The following is a 21,958-nucleotide window of genomic DNA, read 5'->3' on the forward strand; positions in this document are numbered from 1 at the left end:
CCAGGACGCTCGTCAGCGCCACTCACCAGGACCGGGTGCCGCGCCTGAGCCGGTAGAGGACGTGGCGGCGCAGCGGGCTGTTCTCGGGGACCTTCGGGTGGTCGAAGTCCTCGGCCGGGTCGCGGGTCATGCCGAGGCGCTCCATCACGGCACGCGAACGCACGTTGCGCACGGCCGTCATGGAGATGACGGCGTCGAGCCCTGCCTCGGCGAACGCATACGAGGCGGCCCGCCTGGCCGCCTCGGTGGCGTAGCCGTGCCCCCATGCCGGGCGGGCCAGCCGCCAGCCGATCTCCATGGCGGGCAGGAAGGGAGCGTCGAACGTCTGCAGGACCAGCCCGGCGAAGCCGATGAAGAGCCCGCTCTCGCGCACCTCCAGCGCCCACAGCCCGTAGCCGTGCCGGTCGAAGCCCTGCTCGATCCGGTCGACCATGGTGTCGCTCTGCTCCCGGGTGAGCGTCGCGGGGAAGTGCTCCATCACCTCGGGGTCGGCGTTCATGGCCGCGAAGGGCGCCCGGTCCGTGTCGCGCCACCTGCGCATGATCAGCCGCTCGGTCTCCACCCGGATCAGAGTACCCGGCTCAGGAACGCCTTCGTGCGCGGGCTGGCCGGGCGGTCCAGCACGTCCGCGGGAGTGCCCGACTCGACCACGACGCCGTCGTCCATGAACACCACCCGGTCGGCCACCTCCCGCGCGAACCCGATCTCGTGGGTCACCACGATCATGGTCAGGCCGTCCTCCGCCAGGCCCTTCATCACCGCGAGCACCTCGCCGACGAGCTCGGGGTCGAGGGCGCTGGTCGGCTCGTCGAACAACATCAGCTTGGGCCGCATCGCCAGCGCGCGGGCGATGGCGACGCGCTGCTGCTGCCCGCCGGACAGCTGGCGGGGATAGGCGGCCGCCTTGTCCTCCAGCCCGACCCGGCGCAGCAGCGCGTGCGCGCGCTCCCTGGCCTGGTCGCGAGGTTCGCCGCGGACGCCGACGGGGGCCTCGATGACGTTCTGCACCACGGTGAAGTGCGGGAAGAGGTTGAACTGCTGGAAGACCATGCCGATCTCCCTGCGCTGGCGAGTGATCTCCCGTTTGCGCAGGTGCCGTACCCGGCCTCCGGACGCCTCGAACCCGATCAGCTCCCCGTCGACGTGGATGGATCCTCCGTCGATGGTCTCCAGATGGTTGACGCAGCGCAGGAACGTCGACTTGCCCGACCCGGACGGTCCCAGGACGACCACGACCTCCCCCTGCCGCACCTCCAGGTCGATGCCCTTGAGCACCTCCAGGTGGCCGAAGTGTTTGCGCACGCCGCGGGCGCGGACCATGGGGACGGTCACGAGGGCACCTCCGGGGTCGGGCGGCGGCGGAAGGTCAGGAACGACCAGAAACTCTGCGGGGCGTTCCTGGTGGCGCCGCGCGCGTAGTGGCGCTCGATGAACGACTGGCCGACGTACAGGATCGAGGTGATCATCAGATACCAGACGCAGGCGACGATCAGCAGCGGGATGGTCTGGAACGTACGGTTGTAGATGGACTGCACGGTGTAGAGCAGGTCGGCCAGCGCGATGACGCTGACCAGCGACGTGGCCTTCAGCATGCTGATGACCTGGCTGCCGGTCGGCGGGATGATGAAGCGCATCGCCTGGGGGAGCACGATCCTGCGGAAGGTCCTGGCGCCGCTCATGCCGAGCGCGGACGCCGCCTCGGTCTGGCCGTGGTCGACCGACATGAGACCGCCGCGGATGATCTCCGCCATGTAGGCGCCCTCGTTCAGGCCGAGGCCGAGGATCGCGGCGAGCAGCGGCGTGATGAGCACGTTGGTGTCGGCGCTGACGAACTCGGGCCCGAACGGGACGCCGAACGAGATCTCCGGCAGCAGGTACGACAGGTTGTACCAGAGCACGAGCTGCACCAGCACCGGAGTGCCGCGGAAGAACCACACGTACAGGCCGCAGGCGACCCGCGCGACCGGGTTCTCCGACAGCCGGCCGATGGCCAGGAGCACCCCGAGGACGACGCCCACGGCCATGGCGATCACGGTGAGCAGCAGCGTGGTGAAGATGCCCTGGCCGATGATCTGCGCGTTGACGTACCGGGCGACCACGTCCCACTGGAAGTTGGGGTTGGTGACCAGCAGGCTCACGAGCTGGGCGGCGAGCACGAGCAGGACGATCGAGGCGACCCAGCGCAGCGGGTGGCGGGTGCGGGCGGCGCCCGCGACGTCGACGTCGACGTCGGGCAGGCTCATGACTTCGCCAGGTTCACGCCGGCCTGGTCGAGCTTGTTGTCGGACGTCCCCCACCTATCCATGATCTTGTCGTAGGTGCCGTTGTCCATCAGTTTCTGGATGCCGTCCTTGAGCACGTCGCGCAGCGGCGAGTCCTTGGCCACGACGGCGCCCTGGTACAGGTCGTCGAAGCCGTTACGCTGCCCCTCGCCGGCGAGTTCTAGCTTGCCGCCGGCCTGCTCCACGAAGTAGGTGAGCGGCGCCTGGGAGGAGAAGAACCCGTCGGCCCGCCCGGAGCTGACCGCCAGCACGGAGGTGGGCTGGTCCTTGTACGACTGGACGTCGATCTTCGGCTTGCCCTCCTTGACGCACGTCTGTGACTGGCCCTTGATCACGCTCTCGGCGGAGCCGCCGGCCATGACGGAGATCTTCAGCCCGCACGTGTCCGCCAGAGAGCCGATCTTCTTCGGATTGCCCTTCGGCACGGCGAAGACCACGAACTCCTTGACCCAGTCGACGAAGTCGTTGGACTTCTGCCGGTCACGGAAGTCGCCGACGGGCCCGATGGCGAAGTCGTAGCGCCCGGAGGCGATGCCGGTGAGCGAGCTGGGCAGGCCGTCCACGGTGACGTGCTCGATCTTGACGCCGAGCAGCTGGCCGAGTGCCTCGGACATGTCGGCGGCGGCGCCGGTCAGCGACCTGCCGTCGGCCCCGGCGATCTCGTACGGAGGGAAGGAGCCGTTGTTCACCGAGACGAGCTTGCCCGCCTTCTTGGCCTTGCCGGGCAGCCGGTCGTACAACGCCTGGTCCTTGGCCTGGGCGGCGGTCGTGCCCTGGGGCGGCTGGGAGTTCAGGACGCCCTCCGCCTCCTCGGGGTTGGCGCCGCATCCGGCCAGCAGGAGGGCCGCGCCGAGCAGGGCGGCCGTCACGCGGCTGGGCGTCGTGTACCTAGACATGTCGCTCCAATCGTGGGTCGACGGCGAAGCGCCGGTTCTCGAGGACGGGCAGGGCGAGCCGGGCGTCGGCCAGCTCGCCGGCCGAGGCGTCGGCCCAGAGCATTCCCGGCGCGTCGCCGAGGCGGGCCCGGGTGATTCCGAGCGGGTCGACGACCATGCTGGCGCCGATGTTGCGCCGGCCGCACTCGCCGGAGGCGGCCACGTAGCAGGTGTTCTCCAGGGCGCGTGCGGTGACCATGACCTCCCAGTGCCATTCCTTGGCCGGACCGCGCACCCACGCGGTGGGCAGCGCGATGATCTGGGCGCCCTGGTCGGCCAGCAGCCTGGCCATCTCGGGGAAGCGCACGTCGTAGCAGGTCATCATGCCGACCTTCCATCCCGCGCAGTCGATCACGACGGGGGCGTTCGTGCCGGGGACGACGTTGTCGGACTCTCGCCGGCCGAAGGCGTCGTACAGGTGGAGCTTGGTGTAGGTGGCGACGAGCTCGCCGTCCCTGGCGGCGACCAGGACGTTGGACACGCGGCCGTCGCCGGCGGGGATGTGCACGCCGGCGATCACGGTGGTGGCGGAGCCGTGCGTGCGCTCGACCAGCCCGCTGACGAACGGCCCGTCCAGCGGCTGCGCGGCCTCCCTGATGCGGCCGGGCTCGTCGACGAAGAGCGCGAGCGATCCCTCGGGCAACACCAGCAGGCCGGCGTCGCCCGCCACGGCCTGGTCGATCAGGGCCTGGCAGGTCGTGAGGTTCTGGGTCCAGTCCTGCGCGGAGGCGAACTGTCCGACGGCGATTCTCATGCGGCGAAGACCTCCTCGGCTCCGATGCGACGGGATGAGATGCCCTGGGCGTGCAGCTCGGCGCAGAAGGCGGCGACCATGGCCGCGTTCGGGGCGGCCCCGTACGGCATCCAGTCGTGGCCGAAGGTCAGCGCCGTCTCGGTCAGGTCGGACAACGACCACGGCGTGGTGTCGGCGAGCAGCCGCCGCCGGGCCAGCCAGTGCCGCTTGGAGCGCTCGAACACGTCCTGGACGGCCTGCGGCAACCACGGGTGGCGCTCGACGCTCTCGCGCTTGAGCGTCACCAGGTGGATGCCGGGCACGAAACCGGTCCGCTCGTAGTAGGCGTGCTCGGCGGCGCGGTGGTCGGGCAGCAGGTGGCGCAGGCGGCTCTCGGGGGTGAAGAGCTCCGGAGGCATGAACGGCGTCATGATCGCGTCGAAACGGCCGGCCGCGAGCCCTTCGGCGAGCCCTTCGTCCGTCAGCGAGACGTTGCCGGGCAGCGGGACCGGACCGGTCCTGCCCTTGCCGGTCTCGCCGGCGGCCAGCGGGCCGACCGTCCAGTCGATGCCGCCGAGATCCACGCCCGCGGCTCTGAGCAGGGCCCGCGTCCAGGTGTTGCCCGAGTCGGGCCAGCCGGTGAGCCCGACGCGGGCGCCCTTGAGCCCCTCCAGCGAGGTCAGCTCGCTGTCGCGGCGGACGAGGACGCAGCGGTGCCGGAAGCCGCGCATGACGAAGACGGGCAGGCCCACGAGCCGGTCGTCGCCGGCGGCGCGGCCGAGCACGTACCTGCTGAACGAGGTCTCACCGCCGTCCAGGCCCGGCTCGCTCAGCACATCGGGCGTGACGGCACGCGAGTCGAGGTCGAGAGCGAAACCCTCGGGCCTGACCGCCCCCGTCGCGACCGGCACGAGGTGGTCCCAGTCCCGCGCGGCCAGCCGAATCCGAATCTCGACCACAAACCCCCCAAAAGACATTAGTTGCCCCGAATTGCGAAAAACCATATGTTCAGGGGAAAGGCCAACACAAGACGATCTTTGTTGCTGAACAAAGATTTGCGGAACTCCTGGGGGGTTGAGTGGACGCCGCATGGCTGGCGGAGCGCATCGGCGAACCGAGCGCACGGGGGATCGCGACCGTCCTGACCGACCTGATCAGGCAGGGCACGGTGACCGCCGACACGCGCCTGCCGACCGTGCGCGCCCTGGCCAGGGAGCTGCGGGTCAGCTCGGGAACCGTCGCCGAGGCCTGGTCCGAGCTGCGCGGGCACGGGATGATCCGCACCGACCGCCGCAGGGGCACGGTGGTGCTCGGCCCGCCCGCCGTGCCGCGCCCCATCCGGTACGAGCGCATCGGCCACTTCGGCGACCGGCTGGCCATCGACCTGGCGATCGCCTCCCCCGATCCGGCACTGCTGCCGCCACTGGAGACGGCCCTGGCCGCGGCCGCCCACACCGACCGGCTCAACGACTACACGCGTGAGACGATCACGCCGCGGCTGCGCGCCGCCGTGGAGCCGGACTGGCCGTTCCCCGCGCAGGGCTGGCTCTCGGTCGGCGGCGGCTACGAGGGCGTTCAGCTGCTCTGCCAGACCGCGGCGCTGCCCGGCGACCGGATCGCGATCGAGGAGCCGACGGCGGCGCGGCTGCTGGACATCCTGGAGACGATCGGCGTCCAGATCATCCCGGTCGCCTGCGACGGGGACGGCCCGCTGCCCGGCGCACTGGCCAAAGCCCTGCGAGCCAGGCCGGTGGCGTTCGTCTACCAGCCACGCGGCCAGTCGCCCTGCGGCCACGCCGTCACCCCGGAGCGCTCCGCCGAGCTGGCCGCCCTGCTGGAGCCCACGGCGACCCTCATCGTCGAGGACGACGGGATCGGCGAGCTGTCGGTCTCACCGATGGTGAGCATGGGGACACGCTTCCCCGACCGTACGGTGCTGGTGCGGTCGTACTCCAAGTCCCACGGCCCCGACCTGCGCATCGCGGTCGTCGGCGGAGCGGCCGAGGCCGTGGAGCGGGTGCGCGTGCTACGCAGCTTCGGCACCGGCTGGACCAGCAGGATCCTGCAGGACGCGCTGGCCCACCTGCTCGGCGACGCCGGGACGCGGACCGGCGTCGAACGCGCCCGTGACGCCTACGCGGGCCGGCGCGCGCGGCTGGCCGCCGAGCTGTCCGCCCGCGGCGTCCGCACGGGCGGGCGCGACGGCCTGGTGTTGTGGGTGCCGGTACGCGAGGAGCCGGCGGCGCTGGTCACCCTCGCGGCGCACGGGATCTCAGCGGCCGCGGGCAGCCGCTACGTCATCGACCCCGCGCCCGCCCACCACCTGCGGCTGGCCACGGCCCGGCTCACCGACGACCCCGGCGAGCTCGCGGAGCTGGCCGACGTGATCGCGCTGGCCGCCACGGGCTCGCCTCTCAGCGCCTCGACCTGATCCCCGTGAGCCGGCGGAGGACGTCCCACCAGAACGGCGCCCCGAACAACAACGCCACGTACGTCAGCAGGAATCCGGGCCAGTGGCTCGGCGTGGTCAGCCGGTCCCACCACACGCCGCCGTTCCAGGCGAACACCGGCTCGCCCTCCGCCGGGATCGACACGCTGAGCGGCGCCTGGCCGAGCATCCTGGCCAGCGCGGGCCGGCTGAGCGTCTCCGTGACGCACGACACCGGGTCGCCGCCCGTGCACCGCGCCTTGAGCTCGTCGTACGCGGCGGGCCCCGCCTCGGCGACGGCCGTCACCGAGGCGCGGAAGGCGTTGTCGCGCAGCAGCGTCTTGGCGTGCTCCAGCCCGTCCACGGTGAACAGCAGTGTCACCCCGACGCACAACACGGTGACGACCCACCTGACGTAGCGCCGGTAGAGCATGGTGAGCCGCTGCATCTCGCCGTCGAACCAGGTCTCCACGCCCTGCCTGAACCGGTCGAGGTCGCGCTGCGCCGTCTCCCACACGCCGTTGAGCGGCCCGTGCAGCGGGCTGCCGATCTCCTTCAGCCTCGCCAGGAACCCCTCGACGCCGCCGGGCGCGCCCGTGGCCAGCTCCATCACGGCCACCGCGAACCGCCCCGGCGGGATGTCGGCGATGCTGGTGCGGCCCCTCTTGGGGTGGTCGATCTCGCGTACCCGCTGGTAGAGCAGGGTGACCAGAGCATCGTCGGACCCGCCCGCACGGGCGGGCAGCTCTCCCGCCTGCGCGGGGGCGGGCCGGCCACTGTGCCGTGGGCGCGGGTCGCGCTGGAACGGCAGCGCCGCGAAGACGTCGCGTACGCCGGCCGGTAACCAGGACCGGCCCTGGGCGTCCGAGCCGTCCAAGGTGTCCCTGAGGTAGGCCCACAGGAACTTGCTGCGGATGGACAGCAGCCGTACCACGGCTTCGTTCAGGCCGCTGACCAGCAGCGACAGCAGCAGGAACGACACGACGAGGCCGAGCGCCAGGTCCACGTAAACGGAGAGCATCGCGCTTTGATACACCCGCGGCACCGTGCGATCAAGCCCTCGCTCCGCTCGTCAGGCTGCCACCTCACGGTCGCGCCGGCCCCTCAGTCGTAGAAGACGCCCTCCACCACCTTCCGGGCGCGGCGCGTCACGCGGCGGTAGTCGTCGAGGAAGTCCTCCGAGCCGTCCGGCGGATAGCCGAGCGCCTGCGCGATCAGCCCGCGCTCCCCCGAGTCACGCGGCACGCTGTCACCCGGCCTGCCCTTGACCAGCATGATCGCGTCTCGGATGCGGGAGGCGAAACGCCACGCCTCGGCGAGCACCGCCTCGTCCGCGTGGTCGAGCAGCCCTTCCGCCACTGCCGCGCGCAACGCCTCCAGCGTACGGGTGGTGCGCAGGGACGGCAGCGCGCCCGCGTGGCGCAACTGCAGGAGCTGGGCCACCCACTCCACGTCGGACAGGCCGCCGGGGCCGAGCTTCGTGTGCAGGGCCGGGTCGGCGCCGCGCGGCAGACGCTCGGCCTCCATGCGGGCCTTGAGCCGCCTGATCTCCCTGACGGCGTCGTCGGGCAGGCCGTGCTGCGGGTGGCGCAGCTCGTCGACCATCGCGACGAACGCGGCGCCCAGCCCAGGGTCGCCGGCCGAGAACCTGGCCCGCAGCAGCGCCTGCGCCTCCCACGGCGACGACCAGCGCGCGTAGTAGGCGCGGTAGGAGGCCAGCGTGCGCACCAGCGGGCCCTGCCGCCCCTCCGGCCGCAGGTCGGGGTCGATGGCCAGCGGCGGGTCGGGGGCAGGCAGCGACAGCAGCCTGCGCAGCTCGTTGGCCACGGCGTGGGCGGCGTCGGTGGCCTCGCGCTCGTCCACCCCCGGCAGCGGCGAGTGCACGAACATGATGTCGGCGTCGCTGGCGTAGGAGCACTCCATGCCGCCGAGCCGGCCCATGGCGATGATCGCGAACGAGGTGAGCCGCGCGGCCTTGCCGAGCGCGGCGTCGAGCGCGGCCTGGAGGGTCACGTCGGTCAGCCGCGACAGCGCCGTGCCCACCGTCTCGATGTCGATGAGCCCGGAGATGTCGGCGACGGCCGTACGGAACAGCTCCTTGCGCCGCAGCGCCCGCACGGCCGCGACGGCGTTCTCCGGGTCGCCCGTGTGCCGCGACACCGCGGCGGACGCCTCGCCGAGCAGCGACTCCCGCGAGCGCACGGCCAGCTCCTCGTCGGAGCCCAGCATCGCCACCGCGTCGGGCGCGTGCATGAGCAGGCCGGTCGCGTAGCGGCTGGTGCCGAGCACGCGCGCCATCCTGGCCGCCACCGCCGTCTCGTCGCGCAGCAGCCGCAGATACCACGGCGTGCTGCCCAGCTTGTCGCTGACCTGCCGGAACCCGAGCAGCGCGGCGTCCGGGTCGGGCGTGTCGGCGAACCAGCCGAGCATGACCGGCAGCAGCGTGCGCTGGATCGCGGCCCGCCTGGACACCCCCGTGGTCAGCGCGGCGATGTGGCGCAGCGCGCCGGTGGGGTCGTCGTAGCCGAGCGCCTCCAGCCTGGCCGCGGCGGCCGACGTCGACAGGCGCGCCTCCGACTCCGGCAGCCGGGCCACGGCCTGCAGCAGCGGGCGGTAGAACAGCTTCTCGTGCAGCCGCCGCGCCTCCATCGCGTGCCGCCGCCACCTGGCGGTGAACTCCCCCACCGGGTCGGCCTGCATGCCCAGCGCCCGGCCCAGCCTGCGCAGGTCGGCCTCGTCCTCCGGCACGATGTGCGTACGCCGCAGCCGGTGCAGCTGCAAAAGGTGCTCGACCTGGCGCAGGAACGCGTACGCCTCCGCCAGGCCGCGCGAGTCGTCACGCCCGACGTAGCCGCCGCGGGAGAGCGCGGCCAGGGCGGGCAGCGTGCCCCGGCGGCGCAGCAGCGGGTCGAGCCTGCCGTGCACGAGCTGCAGCAGCTGCACCGCGAACTCGATGTCGCGCAACCCGCCAGGGCCCAGCTTGAGCTGGCGCTCGCCCTCGGCGCGCGCATGCGCCTCCACCCGGCGGCGCATCGCCTGCACGTCCTCGACGAAGTGCTCGCGGGTAGCCGCCGCCCAGACCAGCTCGTTGACCGCCTCGACGTAGGCCGCGCCCAGCTCCAGGTCGCCGGCTACCGGCCGGGCCTTCAGCAGCGCCTGGAACTCCCACGTCTTCGCCCAGCGCCGGTAGTAGGCCAGGTGGCTGGCCAGCGTGCGCACCAGCGGCCCCGACCGGCCCTCCGGCCGCAACCCGGCGTCCACCTCCCACAGCGAGCCCTCAGGGGTGGTCGCGGTGCAGGCCCGCATCATGGCCTGAGCCAGCTGGATCGCCGAACGCAGCGCCTTCGCCTCGTCGGCGCCCTCCCGTGGCTCGGCCACGAAGATCACGTCGACGTCGCTGATGTAGTTGAGCTCGCGAGCGCCGCACTTGCCCATGCCGATCACGGCCAGGCGGACGTCGGCGGCGTCGACCTCGGCCCGCGCGATGGCCAGCGCCGCCTCCAGCGCCGCGCCCGCCAGGTCGGACAATTCCGCCATGACCTCCGCCAGCGTGGCCTGGCCGGTGAGGTCGCGCGCGGCCAGATGCATCACCCTGCCCCGGTACGCCACCCGCAGCGCCGTCAACGCGCCGGCCGCCGACGCCTCCTGATCGGCGCCGACCGCCCGGAGGAGCTCCTCGCGCGGGTCGCCCAGGCGGGGCTGGGCGAGCAGCGCCACCTGCTCCGGGTGGCGTACCAGATGCTCGCCGAACGCCGCGCTGACCCCTAGCACGGCGACGAGCCTGCCCCTCAGCTCATCGTCGGCGCGGAGCCTGCCGGGCACGGACGGATCCCGCTCGGCCAGGCGGGCCAGCGAGGCCAGCGCCTGGTCGGGGTCGGCCACGTCGACCAGCGACTCCAGCAGGTCGTCCAGATCGGCCCCGGCCTGGCCGACGAGCCTGGCCGCCCTGGCGCCGTCGGCGAAACCGAGCTTGGCGAGCCTGGCGGCGGTCGATTCGATCCTGGGCACCCCTCCATAGTGGCAGCTCCCCCGCCGCCGGCCGCAGAGGCCGACGCGACGTCGCGTCTCGATGCGGTCGGTGGCCGCGCTCCAGGTCAGCGGGAGGCGGTCCGGATCACGTCCGCGAACGACGTCGCCACCGGGCACCAGGTCGCGACGAGGGCGCTCTCGGCCGACGTGACCTCGGCGTTGAGCTCCTCGGCCCCTTCCAGGGCCGTCTCCCCGGTCCAGGACACGAAGATCCCGGGGGTGGCCTCCGGGTGGAACTGCACCGCCCAGGCGGCGTCCCCGAGCCGGTAGGCCTGGTGAGGGTACGGCGAGCCGGTCATCAACGGCACCGCGCCGTCGGGCGGGCGCGTGATGACGTCCTGGTGGAACTGCACGGCCACGGCCGTGCCGATTCCGGAGAAGAGCCGGTCGGAGGCGGCATCGGGCAGGGCGGCCACCTCGCGGGCGCCCACTTCGAGCCCGTACGCGCCGCGCTCGACGGCGCCGCCGCAGGCCAGGGTCAGCAGCTGCGCCCCCAGGCAGATCGCCAGCGTCGGCGTGCCCTCCTCGACCGCCCGCAGCAGCAGGTCACGGGTGGCGGGCTGCCAGGGGCTGCGCTCGTCCTCCCAGGCGGCCGCGGCGCCACCGAGCACGATCAGCCCGTCACCCGGGCGTTCGGGAATCTCATCGCCCAGGTACGGCCGCACGACGTCGAAGTCCAGCCCCAGCCATGCGCCCAGATATCCGAGCCCGGCCCCGGCCTCGTGCTGGATGACGGTAACGCTCATATCGGCCCATTATCCGGAAATTTCGCAGCACGTCGCTACATGTCGGGCGGAGCCCGTCCGGGCCGGCGAGGGCCGCCGGCATCCCGCGGCGGACCGCCACCCGCAATCGGGCGTATCCGACAGACAGCCACATACGCCATGTTTGACGGCCATGCCACCTGTGCATATCGGGTCTTAGCACCGAAAGGGGAACTCGTGAAGATCGTCGCCCTCGAGACCATCCGGCCTGCCGTGCAGCCCAACCTGCTGTTCGTCCGCCTGCACACCGACACCGGACTGACCGGGCTCGGCGAGGCGTTCCTCGGCGCGCTGACGGTGGAGGCGTACCTGCACGAGAGCGTCGCCCCCGTCCTGCTCGGCCTGGCCGGTCCCACGCCGGAACGGGTCGCCCGCCTGCTCACCCCGTACACCGGCTACCAGGGCTCCGGCGCCGAGACGCGCGGCAACGGCGCGATCGATCTCGCCCTCTGGGACCTGCTCGGGCAGGCCGCCGGGCTGCCGCTCGTCGACCTGCTCGGTGGCGCCGTCCACGACGGCATGCCCATTTACAACACCTGCGCGGGCCCGGGGTACATCGCCACCTCGGCCCGGCAGGAAACCGGCAACTGGGGCCTGGCCAGCGGCCGCTACGAGGACCTGAACGCCTTTCTCACCGACCCGGCCCGGCTCGCCCGCGACCTGCTCGAGCAGGGGATCGGCGGCATGAAGGTATGGCCGTTCGACGCCGCGGCCGAGCGTACGGGCGGCGCCGGCATCTCCCAGGCCGACCTGGACCAGGGGCTCAAGGTGATCGCCGCGATCCGGGAGGAGGCCGGCCTGGACATGAGGCTGATGGTCGAGCTGCACGGCCTGTGGAGCCGGCCGGCCGCCGAGACGATCCTGGCCGCGCTGGAGCCGTACCGGCCGTTCTGGGTGGAGGACCCGCTGCGCTCGGACGCCGCCGACGCCTACGCCCGCCTCGCCTCTCCCGTGCCGATCGCGGCCGGGGAGACGTGCGTCGGCCGGCGCGGCTTCAAGCCGCTGCTGGACTCGGGCGCCGTCGACGTCCTCACCCTCGACATCCAGTGGACGGGCGGCTTGACCGAGGCCCGCAAGGTCGCCTCCCTCGCCGACGCCTACGGCGTGCCGGTGGCGCCGCACGACTGCACCGGGCCCGCCACGCTGGCGGGCTGCGTGCACTTCGTGTGTGGCCAGCCCAACGGGCTCATCCAGGAGACCGTCCGCGCCTTCCTGCACACCTGGTACGGCGAGCTCGTCACCGGGCTGCCCGCCATCGAGAACGGCGTCGTCACACCGGGCCGCGAGCCCGGTCACGGCGTACGGCTGCGCGAAGGCGACCAGGCCGCGCAGCGGCGCGTCTCCCGCTTGTGACGGCGATCGCCCTCAGGCCGCCCGCCGTCCCCAGGGGCCCTGACGAACGTCCAGGGAGAGGGCGTCAGCGTGGAGCGATCCAGGTGGCGCGGGCGGCGGCCACCAGGGTGCCGTCGTCCTCGTAGATGGCGCTCTGCCCGAACATCTTGCGCCCGTCGCGGCCGGTCGGACGGGCCACCACGGAGTAGCGGCCGCCGGGCTGGACCGGCCGGTGGATCTGCACGCCGAGCCGCCCGAGCAGCGCGGTCTCGCCCGGGCCGAAGTGGGCCCAGCCGGTGATGCAGTCGAGCACCGCCCCGACGATCGAGGCGGGGACGCCGTCCTCGCCCGTCACGTTGAACGGCACCCGCCATCCGGCCGCCACCAGGCCGGCGCCTTCCACGGGCCCGGGGAAGATGCGCAGGCCGTCGCCGGGCTCGCGCATGCCGCAGGCGAAGCACTCGGCGAACGGGTGCGCCCGCAGGCCGACGAATCCCGCCTCGGCGCGGGCGGCGTCGGTGAACGGCACGAAGCCGGGCCCCTCCAGGTCTTCGGCCACGGGGATCGCCTCGACCAGGAGCCGGTCGCCGTGGGAGAGGGAGACGGAGTTGGCCACGTGTTCGAGCCGCAGATCGGTCTCCAGCGGGGTGGGAGCGTGGAGTGTGACTTCGACGGCTGATCGGCCTCCGTTCAGAGCCTCCGCCATGGTGCCCGCTATCCAGCCGCCGTTGGCGACCCCCACCGGGCCACGGAAGCGCTCGGGAACGGTCAGCACGGTCTGCAAGGCAGCCGTCGTCATGCCACACCCTCCTCTATCGCCGCATACGGCGAAAAGTCCGCAAATGTCAATATAAGCAGGCCGATTTTATCCAGACTCCCGATTCCCGCAGGTGCCGGGGGTCTCGCGGCTGATCGACACCACCTATAACGCCTCGATGAGGTCCGTTGCTTCCCACCCATCGCACGGCCATGCCGCCGACATGCCTGCCATCACGCCTGCCAGGGACGGTAGGCGCCCCACATCGCGCGGACGTGAGCCGGGGGTGAGAAGCAACGAAAATCGGCCTCACTCCGAACCGCTGCCGGGAGTGAGGCCGATCAAGGCGTCGGGCAGTACCTTATCCCGGCTCTTCCGTGTCCCGCGACCAATCGACCGATACCCGGCCTAGAGCCACAGGCGGTCATGCCATCAGACTGTCGGGATGGATCGGCTGACCTCATGGGAGCGCCGCACGAGTACGGCACTTCTTATCATTGGCACCGCGTTTCTCCTCAGCTGGGCGATCCCCATTGTCTTGCCTGGCCTTCCGCCCTTCGTAGACCAGGCGTTCTGGTACCTCCAGGTCTGCGCCTATCTCCTGTTCACCATGGACTACCTGAGCCGCGTCTATCTGGCTCCCAACCGCATGCGTTTCGTGCTGAGGAACATCCCCTCACTCCTGGTCGTCCTGCTCCCCCTCCTGCGCCCGCTCTGGCTGCTGCGCGCGCTGCTGCTCCTGCAGGTCGTCGCCGAACGGATCCAGCTCCCGCTGCGGCTGCGCGCGGTGGTGTACGTGAGCGGCACCGCCGTCTTCCTGGCCCTGGTCGGCAGCATCGCCGTGCTGGACGCGGAGCGGGACAACCTCGCCTCCAACATCCAGACGATCGGCGACGCCCTGTGGTGGTCGCTCACCACGATGACCACCGTCGGGTACGGCGACCGTTTCCCCGTCACCACCGAGGGCAGGCTGGTGGCGTCGGGGCTGATGCTGGCGGGGATCGCCCTGCTCGGTGTGGTCACCGCGGCCATCGCGTCCTGGTTCGTCGAGCGGTTCGAGCGCACCGCCGCCAGGGAGCGGCGTACCGAGGCCGACGTGGCGCAGATCCTCTCCGAGATCAACGAGCTGCGCAGCGCGGTGGACGAGCTGGCCGGCATCCGCACCGTCGTGGAAGGCATCGGCGACGACCAGGCTCGGCTGCATGAGCGGCTGGACTCCCTGACCACGCGCCTGGCCCGCTGATGCCGGCCCGGCCGCGGGCGCGCGCCACGGCCCGGCTTCGACGAGTCTCTAAGGCACGCGGTCCCCTCGCCGGAACGGCACGGGACATGTACGTTGATCATGCGGGGGTGGGCCTGTGCAGGGGGCGAGATTGCGATACCCGCCCGGATCCCTGGTCATCCTGACCGGGCTCCCGGGCGCGGGCAAGACCACCCTGCTCCGCCGCCTGTACACCCTGCGCGGCACCGAGAGCCTGCCCGTCACCGTGGGCGCGGTCGTGGTGATCGACTCGGCGCAGGCCAAGCGGCACTGGCACGGCAGGCTCGGCTGGATGCCCGGCTGGGTGCGCCGCGCCCTGGTGTTCGCCACCCATGTGGGCCGCATCCGGCGGGCGCTCGCCGGCGGCCGTTCGGTCATCGCCCACAACCGGGGCTGCGCTCCGTACGTGCTGAGAGGTTTCGCGTGGCTGGCGCGGCGGCACCACGCCCGCTTACACCTGCTCCTGCTGGACGCGTCGCCGGAGGCGGCGCTGGCCGGGCAGCGAGCCAGGGGCCGGGTGGTGGCGGCGCGCACGTTCGCCCGCCATCAGCGGCGGTGGGCCGGCCTGGTCGCGCGGGTGAAGGGCGGCGACCCCACGCCCGCGGCAGGCGGGCTGATCGTCGACAGGGCGGAGGCGGCCATGCTGGAGGCGATCACCTTCGACGACGGCGACGACGACCGCCTGCGGGAGGTCCGGATCACCGGATCGTCGCCCGACCATGAGGGATGACGGCAGGCCGGGACACGGCTGCGGCGCGGCCGGATTTTTCCGCGCGGTGTGTCGATCCGGGCGCGGGCCGTTCGTGTGAAGGGTGAACTCCCGAGGAAAGGACACCACGATGAAGCAGTACGTGCTCACCATGTACCAGCCCGACGGCGAGCCGCCGGGACCCGAGATCCTCGACCCGATCATGCGCGACCTGGGCGCGCTGGAGCAGGAGATGAAGGACGCCGGCGTGTGGGTCTTCTCCGGCGCGCTGCGCCCGGCGGACCAGGCCGCCGTGGCGCGGCTGAGGGAGGGCGAGGTGCTCACCACCGACGGCCCGTACACCGAGGGCAAGGAGCACATCGGCGGGTTCACCATCATCCGGGCGGCCGACATGGAGGCCGCGCTCGGGTGGGGCCGCAAGATGGCGCGGGCCGTGGCGCTGCTCCCCATCGAGGTGCGCGAGTTCCACGGATGAGCCGGCGGGCCCGCGGGCTCGTGGCGAGGAATCGGTACGCATGCTAATTTCTCGGGCGAAAGATCTGCATGCGTGACAACAGGAAACCCTGAGGGAGGTGAGGTTGCATGACCGTCGTGATGATGGCCGCCATCCGCGGCATCCGGTCCATCCTCACGTCTCAGGGCCTTGGCTAGCCTCTCCGAGGCGCCCCGCCCGGTGCGAACGCCACAGGCGGCTCGCGCGGGCCAGGGCTCTTCCAGCAAAGGGTTCTTCTGTTGTCTTCCCATCATTCTCATGGCCTGTCCGCGTACGGCTGGGACGTAGGGCTCGAGCAGTCCTTCACCTCCCATCGCTCCGCGGGGCTCATCCCCGCCCGCGTCACCGGTGTCGACCGCGGCGCGTGCGACGTCGTCTCCGAAGCGGGCCCGCTCCGCGCCCGCGTGTCGCTTCCGACAACCCCGGACGCGGCGTCGTCCCCCTGCGCCGGCGGCTGGGCGGCCATCCGCCTCGGCCAGGGGTCCGAACTGGTGGCCGTGCTGCCGCGGCGTCATCGTCAGGTCCTCGGCGCCGCGTTCCTCCCACGGCCAGGCCCTGGCCGCCAACGTCGACACAGCGGTCCTGGCGGTCTCGCTCGCCGGTCCGCTGAATCCCGGGCGGGTCGAAAGGCTGCTCGCGCTGGCCTGGGAGAGCGGCGCCCTCCCCGTCATCGTGCTGACCAAGGCCGACCAGTCGGCGGACCCCGGCTCGTACGCGGCCGAGGTCGCGCGGCTGGCGCCCGGGGTGGAGATCATCACGACCAGCGCCGTCAGCGGCCAGGGCCTGGACGTGCTCACCGCGATGCTGACCGGCACCGTGGTCGTGCTCGGCCCCTCCGGAGCGGGCAAGTCGGCGCTGGGCAACGCGCTCCTGGGCGCCGAGATCCTCGCGACCGGCGCCGTACGCGCCCAGGACGGCAAGGGGCGGCACACCACGGTCCGCCGCCAGATGGTCCCGCTCCCCGGCGGCGGCGTGCTCATCGACACCCCCGGCCTGCGCGGGATCGGCCTCGTGGACGCCGACGACGGCCTGGAGCAGACCTTCGCCGAGGAGTGCCGCTTCAGCGACTGCGGCCACGACTCGGAACCGGGCTGCGCGGTCCAGGAAGCCATCGTCTCGGGTGACCTGAGCGAGCGCCGCCTGGAGAGCTACCGCAAGCTCCAGCGGGAGAACGCCTGGGCGACCTCCAGGAACGACGCCCGGCTGCGGGCCCAGCACGATGACCGTAAGAAGGCCATCACCCGCTCGCTCCGCGAGACCTACGCCTTCAGGGACCGCCAGCGACGCTCATGACGAGCCGGCCGTGGGGGCGATACGCCCCCACGGCACCATCGCCGCTCCCCTACGACCACCAGAGGAACACGTGTCCGACTTCATCGACGACCCGGTCGTCAACGCGCTCATCACCCTGCACCACGGCCTGCCCCGCCAGGGTCCCGGCTCGGATGCCACCACTCGGCGGCTGCTGGCGCTGGCCCGGCCGCTCCCCGAACGTCCCAAGGTGCTCGACCTGGGTTGCGGCCCCGGCCGCGCCTCGCTCCTGCTCGCCGCCGCGGGCGCGGAGGTCACCGCGGTCGACACCCATCAGCCCTATCTGGACGAGCTGCGCGAGGCCGCGGCCCGGCGAGGCCTGGCCGAGCGGTCCGCACCGCGAACGTCTCCATGGCCGAACTGCCCTACCCCGATCGCAGCTCCGACATGATCTGGGCCGAGGGCTCGGTGTATCTCATCGGCTTCGACCACGCGTTGCGGTCGTGGCGGCGACTGCTCACGCCGGGCGGCGTGCTGGTCGTCACCGAATGCGAGTGGAGCACCTCGGATCCCGCTCCGGAGGTTCGCGCCTACTGGGAGCAGGCCTACCCCCTGCGCGGCGCGGACGAGAACACGGCCGCCGCAGCGGCGGCCGGCTACCGCGTGTGCGCGACGTACCGGCTGCCGGACAGCGACTGGTTCGAGGAGTATTACGACCCTCTCGGGAGGCGGGCCGACACCGCCGACCTTGCGGTTCCCGGCATGACCGAGGCCGTCGCCGCGACCCGGCAGGAGATCGGGCTGCGGCGCGAACACGCCGACGACTACGGATATACCGGATATGTCCTGCGCGTCGACGGCACGGACCCGGCCACGCCGACCGTGTCGTAGATCGCCCGCACCCGCGAGGGTGACCTGGCCTGTTCACGGCGAGCTCCGGCTTCCGCCCTGAACAGGCCCCTTCACAACACGGGCAGGTAGCGGCCGAGCTCGAACTCGGTGACGGTGCGGCGGTAGTCGCGCCACTCGGCCCGCTTGTTGCGCAGGAAGTGATTACCTCTTCGCACTACCTGTTTTGATCTCTCGCCAGACACGCCGACATGGGTACGGGCACCGTCGGCACCTGTCTCTTTCTGTCATTACTGGCCAACGTCGGACGGCCCACAGGCGGCCCAAGGAACTCCCACTCGAGCGGGCTCCAGAGACGCTAGACCGGCCTACTCAGGGTCGAGATTAGGTTGCAGCGTACGGTACGAGTTGACTCCTCGATCCAGTACGAGCAGCACACCACCTGCCAGCCATGACACGTCCCTGGTATCGCCGCGAACCACAAGTTGTTGGACTCCCGCCTTGCCCCCTCGTACGGGTCCTCATAGCGGTTCATGATCCAGCGCGTAACGGCTAAGCACACATCACCGAGCGCGGCCGATGATGGCTCGGTCTCCTCCCACAGGTTGAGCCTCTCGATGAACCCTTCCAGTTTCCAGCCAGCATTGTCATGCACGGGCTGCCAGCCACGCGCGGATGTCCTCCAGACTGTCCGTGCGTCGCGGCTTGTCCCTGCGCTGCGTGGCTTCCAGGGTGCGCTTGACTTCAGCCGGGTCCAAGCCAAAGTCGTTCTCTTTCATGGCCTGGGCGCTGAAGAACTCTCTGATCCACTCCAGTTCGATCCGGGCACTCCTGCCCGGCACCCGACCCGCTTCCGCCCGCATCCACGGAGCCTCTACGTGGATGCGCCTTTCAAGCTCTTCAGTGGCGAGCTTGCCGTACCTGCTGAGGACATACCCGACGGTATTCAGCTCAGCCTCGCTCAGTTCGGGCAGTTCAAGGGCGTCACCGGCCCTTTCCTCCTCCCAGAGCGCATCGACCCCTGGCCCGGTGTCCCATGCCGAGATGGACTCCTTGAACAAAGGGCTGCCGAAGAACGACAAGTGATGGCCCTGGGCGTAGTACAGGAGCGCCTGCAGCTTCTTGGCGCCGAGCCTGGACTGCCTTTGCCGGAGCGCTGCCGCGATGTCGTGGGCTGAGGCTGGCATGCTCCGACGATATGCGTCGTGTCGTGGCCAGTCCGGGCGTTCACCTGGTTGAGACCTACGGTTATCTACGCCTCGGGCACATGCCACCGGTGATGACGGTTGCGTCATGGTCCAGTCCCCTCGCCGAAGTGGTGGGCCACAACCTTTGACGCTACGCCGCAGCCAGCGAGCCGTCATGACACGGCGAGGTAAGACGAACGCAACTCGGTCCCAAAGGGCAACATGACGGCAACGCCCCGTCTCAGGCGTGTCGCTAGGCTCTGCGGCACCCCCGGTTGAAGACGAAGAAAGCCAGGAGCTTGCCTCTCGATCGCAGCCTAGACTGGTGCGCACCACAGACAGGAGGATGGCCGCCCGATGGGTGAGAAGACAGACCGAGTTGAGCACTCAATCCGTGAACTGATCGCCTCAGATGATTTGGGGCCGAACGGCCGCCTGCCTTCCGAGCGAACCTTGGCCCAGGAGCTCGAAGCCGGCCGCACCACGATCCGGCTTGTCCTGATGAAGTTGGCGGCTGAGGGCATCGTCCGCAGCGAGCACGGACGTGGTTACTTCAAGGTCGCAGGGAGCAACGAGACGCGATGACCAAGCTGCTCGTCCTGGGAGGTACGGCGTTCGTCGGGCACGCGGTTGTTAATCAAGCCCTCGCGCGAGGCTGGGAGGTCACCACTTTCAACCGTGGCCTCACTGGCTCCGACGTCGATGGCGTCGAGGTGGTCAGAGGCGACCGCACCGCCCCCAAGGATCTTGCTCGGCTGGCGACTGCCGGCCCTTGGGATGCGGTTGTGGACCTGTCAGGCTATGTCCCTCGCAATGTGCTCAGCACAGCTCAAACGTTGGAACCTCTAGTCGATCACTACATATTCATGTCCACGGTAAGCGTCTATGCTGACTGGCCAACGAAGCCACTTACCGAAGATTCCCCTGTCCTGAAATGCCCTCCAGACGCTGACGAAAATTATGGGGAAGACGTCGAAGACGGGCCAACTAAATACGGCTACCAGAAATCAGGATGCGAGAATGCCGTCCGACTCTCCTTTGGAGAGAGCCGGACATGTACGCTGCGCCCCGGCGTAGTACTTGGCCCCAGAGAGTATGTCGGGCGCCTTCCCTGGTGGCTCCGTCGCGTTTTCCGTGGAGGTCGCATCCTGGCCCCAGGGTCTCCTGAACGTTCCATACAGCCCATAGACGTTCGCGACCTTGCAGCATTCGCTTGTCACACAGTTGCCGCGAAACTATCGTCGTCCTTCAATGTGACCGCACCTTCTCGGTTCGCCACCTTCGGCCAACTACTGGAATATTGCGTTGACGCTACTAATGGTTCTGCCAAATTTGCATGGGCGCCGGACGGCTTCCTGCTGGAGCACGGCGTCCGGCAATGGTCAGAGCTTCCTCTTTGGCGCACACACGCCGGCGTTTGGCAAGTAGACTCCGTTCGCGCTCACAGCGCCGGCCTGGGGTGCAGACCACTCTCCGAGACCGTGCGGGATACATGGGAATGGATCCGCACGACGCGCGAAGTTGCGAACAATGAGCGGTCCAACGAGATAGGGATATCCACAGAACGCGAAAGAGAGATTCTTTCGCTACTTGTCACATGACATCTTCAACGACGCCTGGGTTCGCCGCCGTCTCCTGAAGCCAGTCGTTCATACGGTCGCTAAGCTCGATGGCCGCCGGTTTGCCTTGCCATGCAGGCGAGCCAAGAATAAATCTCGTTCTGGCGAGCCTCCCGGACAGAGATACATTCCTCAGATCAGCAGGCAAGGCGAACACCGGGCCAAGTTCAGCCTCGGCCGCCTCACGATTCCCCGTCAGGAGGTAGGCCGACGCGAGATCAATCCGCGCGCCAGTAACAGGCGAGAACGGTCGGCGCACCTCTGGAATCTGCCCGTAAGCGTCGAGTGCCTCCCGTGCATGATGGGCGGCTTGTTCGCCATCCTTCAGGTAGAGCCACGCCGCAGCCGCACAGGCAGCAGCGCGAGCGCCGTCGAACGTGAATTCTCCCCGCACCTCATCATGCAACTCGTCCGGAAAGTTCACAGATACTTCTTTGTCGTGCCGAGCCTCAACAAGCACCGCCCGAGCAGCTTCGGCGTTGCCCGCAACGGCATGCGCACGGCTGGCGATATATCGGAGTCGATAACGTGAAGCCCCCTGAGGCGCGACCGCGAGTCCACGAAAAACAAAGCCAAGGGAACGCTCAGGCTCATTCTGCCAGAAAGCTAAGGTGCCTTGAAGTCCCAAGGTCCAGGCCTGAAGCGAGCCGTGCCCGGATAGTTCTGCGTAGGTCGTACTGGAACGCGCAAGCGTCGCTGCGGCTTGCCAGTTTCCGAGGTCGAAAGCAATAGACGCCATCAATGCGTTGGCCTGACCCAGCACAAGGTAAAGGTCAATCAAGTCAGATGGCCGGCGCGTTCGCTCGACCAGCGTTCGCGCGAGGTTTTGCGCTGCTCTCGCATTCGCGAACACCTCCATCGGTGCCCGCGAAGAGTAGGCACGAGCGACGTTGACCACTCGGTCGCGGAGGTCTGCAATGCTCTCGGCTTCGCAGTGGACAGCCCGTAGCGCCACATCTTCGGCCGACTCGTGCGCGGCCATCATCATCACCTCTCGAAGACTCCCATGGCTCATAGGCTCGGACTTTCTAGCCTCATTCTCAAGCATGAGACCGAAGCGCGCTTTTACGGCATCCGTGGCCCGCTCAAGAGTCAAGTCGAGAACCTGCTGCATTGAGGGTTGGGGAACGATGGCTGGCTCTGCGTCCCACTTTGCCACTGTCCGCGCAGCCACGCCGAGATGCTGTGCGAAAGCCTCGGCACTCAACCGCAGCGCGGCCCGCAGCGCACCCGCTTTTCTGCCTGTCCAGAGATCAACGATCACGGGGCATCTCCCGATGTTTCACGTCGTCGGCCGCGCTGGCTATGAGATTCCAGTGCATCACAGAT

23 protein-coding genes are annotated in these 21,958 nt (G+C 70.1%); 10 read left to right on the forward strand and 13 right to left on the reverse strand.

Going from position 1 to position 21,958, the window contains the following annotated elements:
• Positions 1 to 22: 22 nt before the first annotated feature.
• Genes E1294_RS26445 through E1294_RS26470 form a run of 6 tightly spaced genes read right to left on the reverse strand, consistent with a single transcriptional unit; the run spans position 23 to position 4,909 of the window.
• Positions 23 to 562 (reverse strand): GNAT family N-acetyltransferase, encoded by a 540-nt coding sequence (locus E1294_RS26445; RefSeq protein ID WP_246083296.1) that lies wholly within the window; start codon positions 560 to 562, stop codon positions 23 to 25.
• 5 nt (positions 563 to 567) lie between these two features.
• Entirely contained in the window at positions 568 to 1,320 is a 753-nt protein-coding gene (locus tag E1294_RS26450) for an amino acid ABC transporter ATP-binding protein (protein ID WP_132512695.1), read from the reverse strand.
• Positions 1,321 to 1,328: 8 nt separating this feature from the next.
• Positions 1,329 to 2,243, reverse strand: a complete 915-nt coding sequence (locus tag E1294_RS26455) for an amino acid ABC transporter permease (RefSeq protein WP_132512641.1) — start codon at positions 2,241 to 2,243, stop codon at positions 1,329 to 1,331.
• Entirely contained in the window at positions 2,240 to 3,178 is a 939-nt protein-coding gene (locus tag E1294_RS26460) for an ABC transporter substrate-binding protein (RefSeq protein ID WP_132512643.1), read from the reverse strand. The genes E1294_RS26455 and E1294_RS26460 overlap by 4 nt, the downstream gene beginning before the upstream one ends.
• Complete coding sequence (locus tag E1294_RS26465; RefSeq protein WP_132512645.1) at positions 3,171 to 3,971, reverse strand: deaminated glutathione amidase; 801 nt, start codon at positions 3,969 to 3,971, stop codon at positions 3,171 to 3,173. Before E1294_RS26465 ends, E1294_RS26460 begins: the two co-directional genes overlap by 8 nt.
• Positions 3,968 to 4,909 (reverse strand): substrate-binding domain-containing protein, encoded by a 942-nt coding sequence (locus E1294_RS26470; RefSeq protein WP_220447951.1) that lies wholly within the window; start codon positions 4,907 to 4,909, stop codon positions 3,968 to 3,970. Before E1294_RS26470 ends, E1294_RS26465 begins: the two co-directional genes overlap by 4 nt.
• A 119-nt stretch (positions 4,910 to 5,028) precedes the next feature.
• Here E1294_RS26470 and E1294_RS26475 point away from each other — a divergent pair, with 119 nt between their 5' ends.
• Entirely contained in the window at positions 5,029 to 6,381 is a 1,353-nt protein-coding gene (locus E1294_RS26475; protein ID WP_132512649.1) for an aminotransferase-like domain-containing protein, read from the forward strand.
• Here E1294_RS26475 and E1294_RS26480 read toward each other — a convergent pair.
• The 3 genes from E1294_RS26480 to E1294_RS26490 form a co-directional block, all read right to left on the reverse strand.
• Positions 6,365 to 7,399: a hypothetical protein gene (locus E1294_RS26480; protein WP_132512651.1), complete on the reverse strand. Its 1,035-nt coding sequence runs from the start codon at positions 7,397 to 7,399 to the stop codon at positions 6,365 to 6,367. The two genes, E1294_RS26475 and E1294_RS26480, sit on opposite strands and share 17 nt — an antisense overlap.
• 83 nt (positions 7,400 to 7,482) lie before the next feature.
• Positions 7,483 to 10,386, reverse strand: a complete 2,904-nt coding sequence (locus E1294_RS26485; protein WP_132512653.1) for a bifunctional [glutamine synthetase] adenylyltransferase/[glutamine synthetase]-adenylyl-L-tyrosine phosphorylase — start codon at positions 10,384 to 10,386, stop codon at positions 7,483 to 7,485.
• 86 nt (positions 10,387 to 10,472) lie between these two features.
• Entirely contained in the window at positions 10,473 to 11,153 is a 681-nt protein-coding gene (locus E1294_RS26490) for a type 1 glutamine amidotransferase (RefSeq protein WP_132512655.1), read from the reverse strand.
• A 195-nt stretch (positions 11,154 to 11,348) separates the two neighbouring features.
• On the opposite strand from E1294_RS26490, the gene E1294_RS26495 reads away from it, so the two are divergent.
• Positions 11,349 to 12,524 carry a mandelate racemase/muconate lactonizing enzyme family protein gene (locus E1294_RS26495; RefSeq protein ID WP_220447952.1) on the forward strand — a complete coding sequence of 392 codons (1,176 nt, stop codon included), beginning with the start codon at positions 11,349 to 11,351 and terminating at the stop codon, positions 12,522 to 12,524.
• 64 nt (positions 12,525 to 12,588) lie between these two features.
• On the opposite strand, the gene E1294_RS26500 is transcribed toward E1294_RS26495, so the two are convergent.
• A complete protein-coding gene (locus E1294_RS26500; RefSeq protein ID WP_132512659.1) occupies positions 12,589 to 13,302 on the reverse strand; it encodes a PaaI family thioesterase in 714 nt (237 codons plus the stop codon).
• 403 nt (positions 13,303 to 13,705) lie between these two features.
• Here E1294_RS26500 and E1294_RS57345 point away from each other — a divergent pair, with 403 nt between their 5' ends.
• The 6 genes from E1294_RS57345 (at position 13,706) to E1294_RS57355 (ending at position 17,865) form a co-directional block, all read left to right on the forward strand.
• The gene (locus E1294_RS57345) at positions 13,706 to 14,503 is read left to right on the forward strand and encodes a potassium channel family protein (protein ID WP_132512661.1); all 798 of its coding nucleotides are present in this window, start codon (positions 13,706 to 13,708) and stop codon (positions 14,501 to 14,503) included.
• A gap of 130 nt (positions 14,504 to 14,633) precedes the next feature.
• The gene (locus E1294_RS26510) at positions 14,634 to 15,251 is read left to right on the forward strand and encodes an AAA family ATPase (RefSeq protein WP_246083297.1); all 618 of its coding nucleotides are present in this window, start codon (positions 14,634 to 14,636) and stop codon (positions 15,249 to 15,251) included.
• 109 nt (positions 15,252 to 15,360) lie between these two features.
• Positions 15,361 to 15,705: a YciI family protein gene (locus E1294_RS26515; RefSeq protein ID WP_132512665.1), complete on the forward strand. Its 345-nt coding sequence runs from the start codon at positions 15,361 to 15,363 to the stop codon at positions 15,703 to 15,705.
• Between the two features lie 366 nt (positions 15,706 to 16,071).
• Entirely contained in the window at positions 16,072 to 17,016 is a 945-nt protein-coding gene (rsgA, locus tag E1294_RS26520) for a ribosome small subunit-dependent GTPase A (RefSeq protein ID WP_246083298.1), read from the forward strand.
• Positions 17,017 to 17,026: 10 nt separating this feature from the next.
• A complete protein-coding gene (locus E1294_RS57350; protein ID WP_281284519.1) occupies positions 17,027 to 17,425 on the forward strand; it encodes a class I SAM-dependent methyltransferase in 399 nt (132 codons plus the stop codon).
• Positions 17,386 to 17,865 (forward strand): methyltransferase domain-containing protein, encoded by a 480-nt coding sequence (locus E1294_RS57355; protein ID WP_281284520.1) that lies wholly within the window; start codon positions 17,386 to 17,388, stop codon positions 17,863 to 17,865. The genes E1294_RS57350 and E1294_RS57355 overlap by 40 nt, the downstream gene beginning before the upstream one ends.
• A gap of 71 nt (positions 17,866 to 17,936) precedes the next feature.
• Here E1294_RS57355 and E1294_RS54770 read toward each other — a convergent pair whose 3' ends face one another.
• Together E1294_RS54770 and E1294_RS26535 are read right to left on the reverse strand one after the other, a co-directional pair.
• A complete protein-coding gene (locus E1294_RS54770; RefSeq protein WP_246083299.1) occupies positions 17,937 to 18,041 on the reverse strand; it encodes a glutamine synthetase in 105 nt (34 codons plus the stop codon).
• A gap of 429 nt (positions 18,042 to 18,470) precedes the next feature.
• Complete coding sequence (locus E1294_RS26535; protein WP_132512669.1) at positions 18,471 to 19,010, reverse strand: Panacea domain-containing protein; 540 nt, start codon at positions 19,008 to 19,010, stop codon at positions 18,471 to 18,473.
• A 357-nt stretch (positions 19,011 to 19,367) separates the two neighbouring features.
• On the opposite strand from E1294_RS26535, the gene E1294_RS26540 reads away from it, so the two are divergent.
• The gene (locus E1294_RS26540) at positions 19,368 to 19,595 is read left to right on the forward strand and encodes a winged helix-turn-helix domain-containing protein (RefSeq protein WP_132512671.1); all 228 of its coding nucleotides are present in this window, start codon (positions 19,368 to 19,370) and stop codon (positions 19,593 to 19,595) included.
• Positions 19,592 to 20,611: an NAD-dependent epimerase/dehydratase family protein gene (locus E1294_RS58200; RefSeq protein ID WP_132512673.1), complete on the forward strand. Its 1,020-nt coding sequence runs from the start codon at positions 19,592 to 19,594 to the stop codon at positions 20,609 to 20,611. The genes E1294_RS26540 and E1294_RS58200 overlap by 4 nt, the downstream gene beginning before the upstream one ends.
• Here E1294_RS58200 and E1294_RS26550 read toward each other — a convergent pair.
• Positions 20,604 to 21,893 carry a helix-turn-helix domain-containing protein gene (locus tag E1294_RS26550; RefSeq protein WP_220447954.1) on the reverse strand — a complete coding sequence of 430 codons (1,290 nt, stop codon included), beginning with the start codon at positions 21,891 to 21,893 and terminating at the stop codon, positions 20,604 to 20,606. The two genes, E1294_RS58200 and E1294_RS26550, sit on opposite strands and share 8 nt — an antisense overlap.
• Between the last annotated feature and the right edge of the window lie 65 nt (positions 21,894 to 21,958).

It is taken from the genome of Nonomuraea diastatica (genome assembly GCF_004349015.1).
GTDB classification, from domain to species: domain Bacteria; phylum Actinomycetota; class Actinomycetes; order Streptosporangiales; family Streptosporangiaceae; genus Nonomuraea; species Nonomuraea diastatica.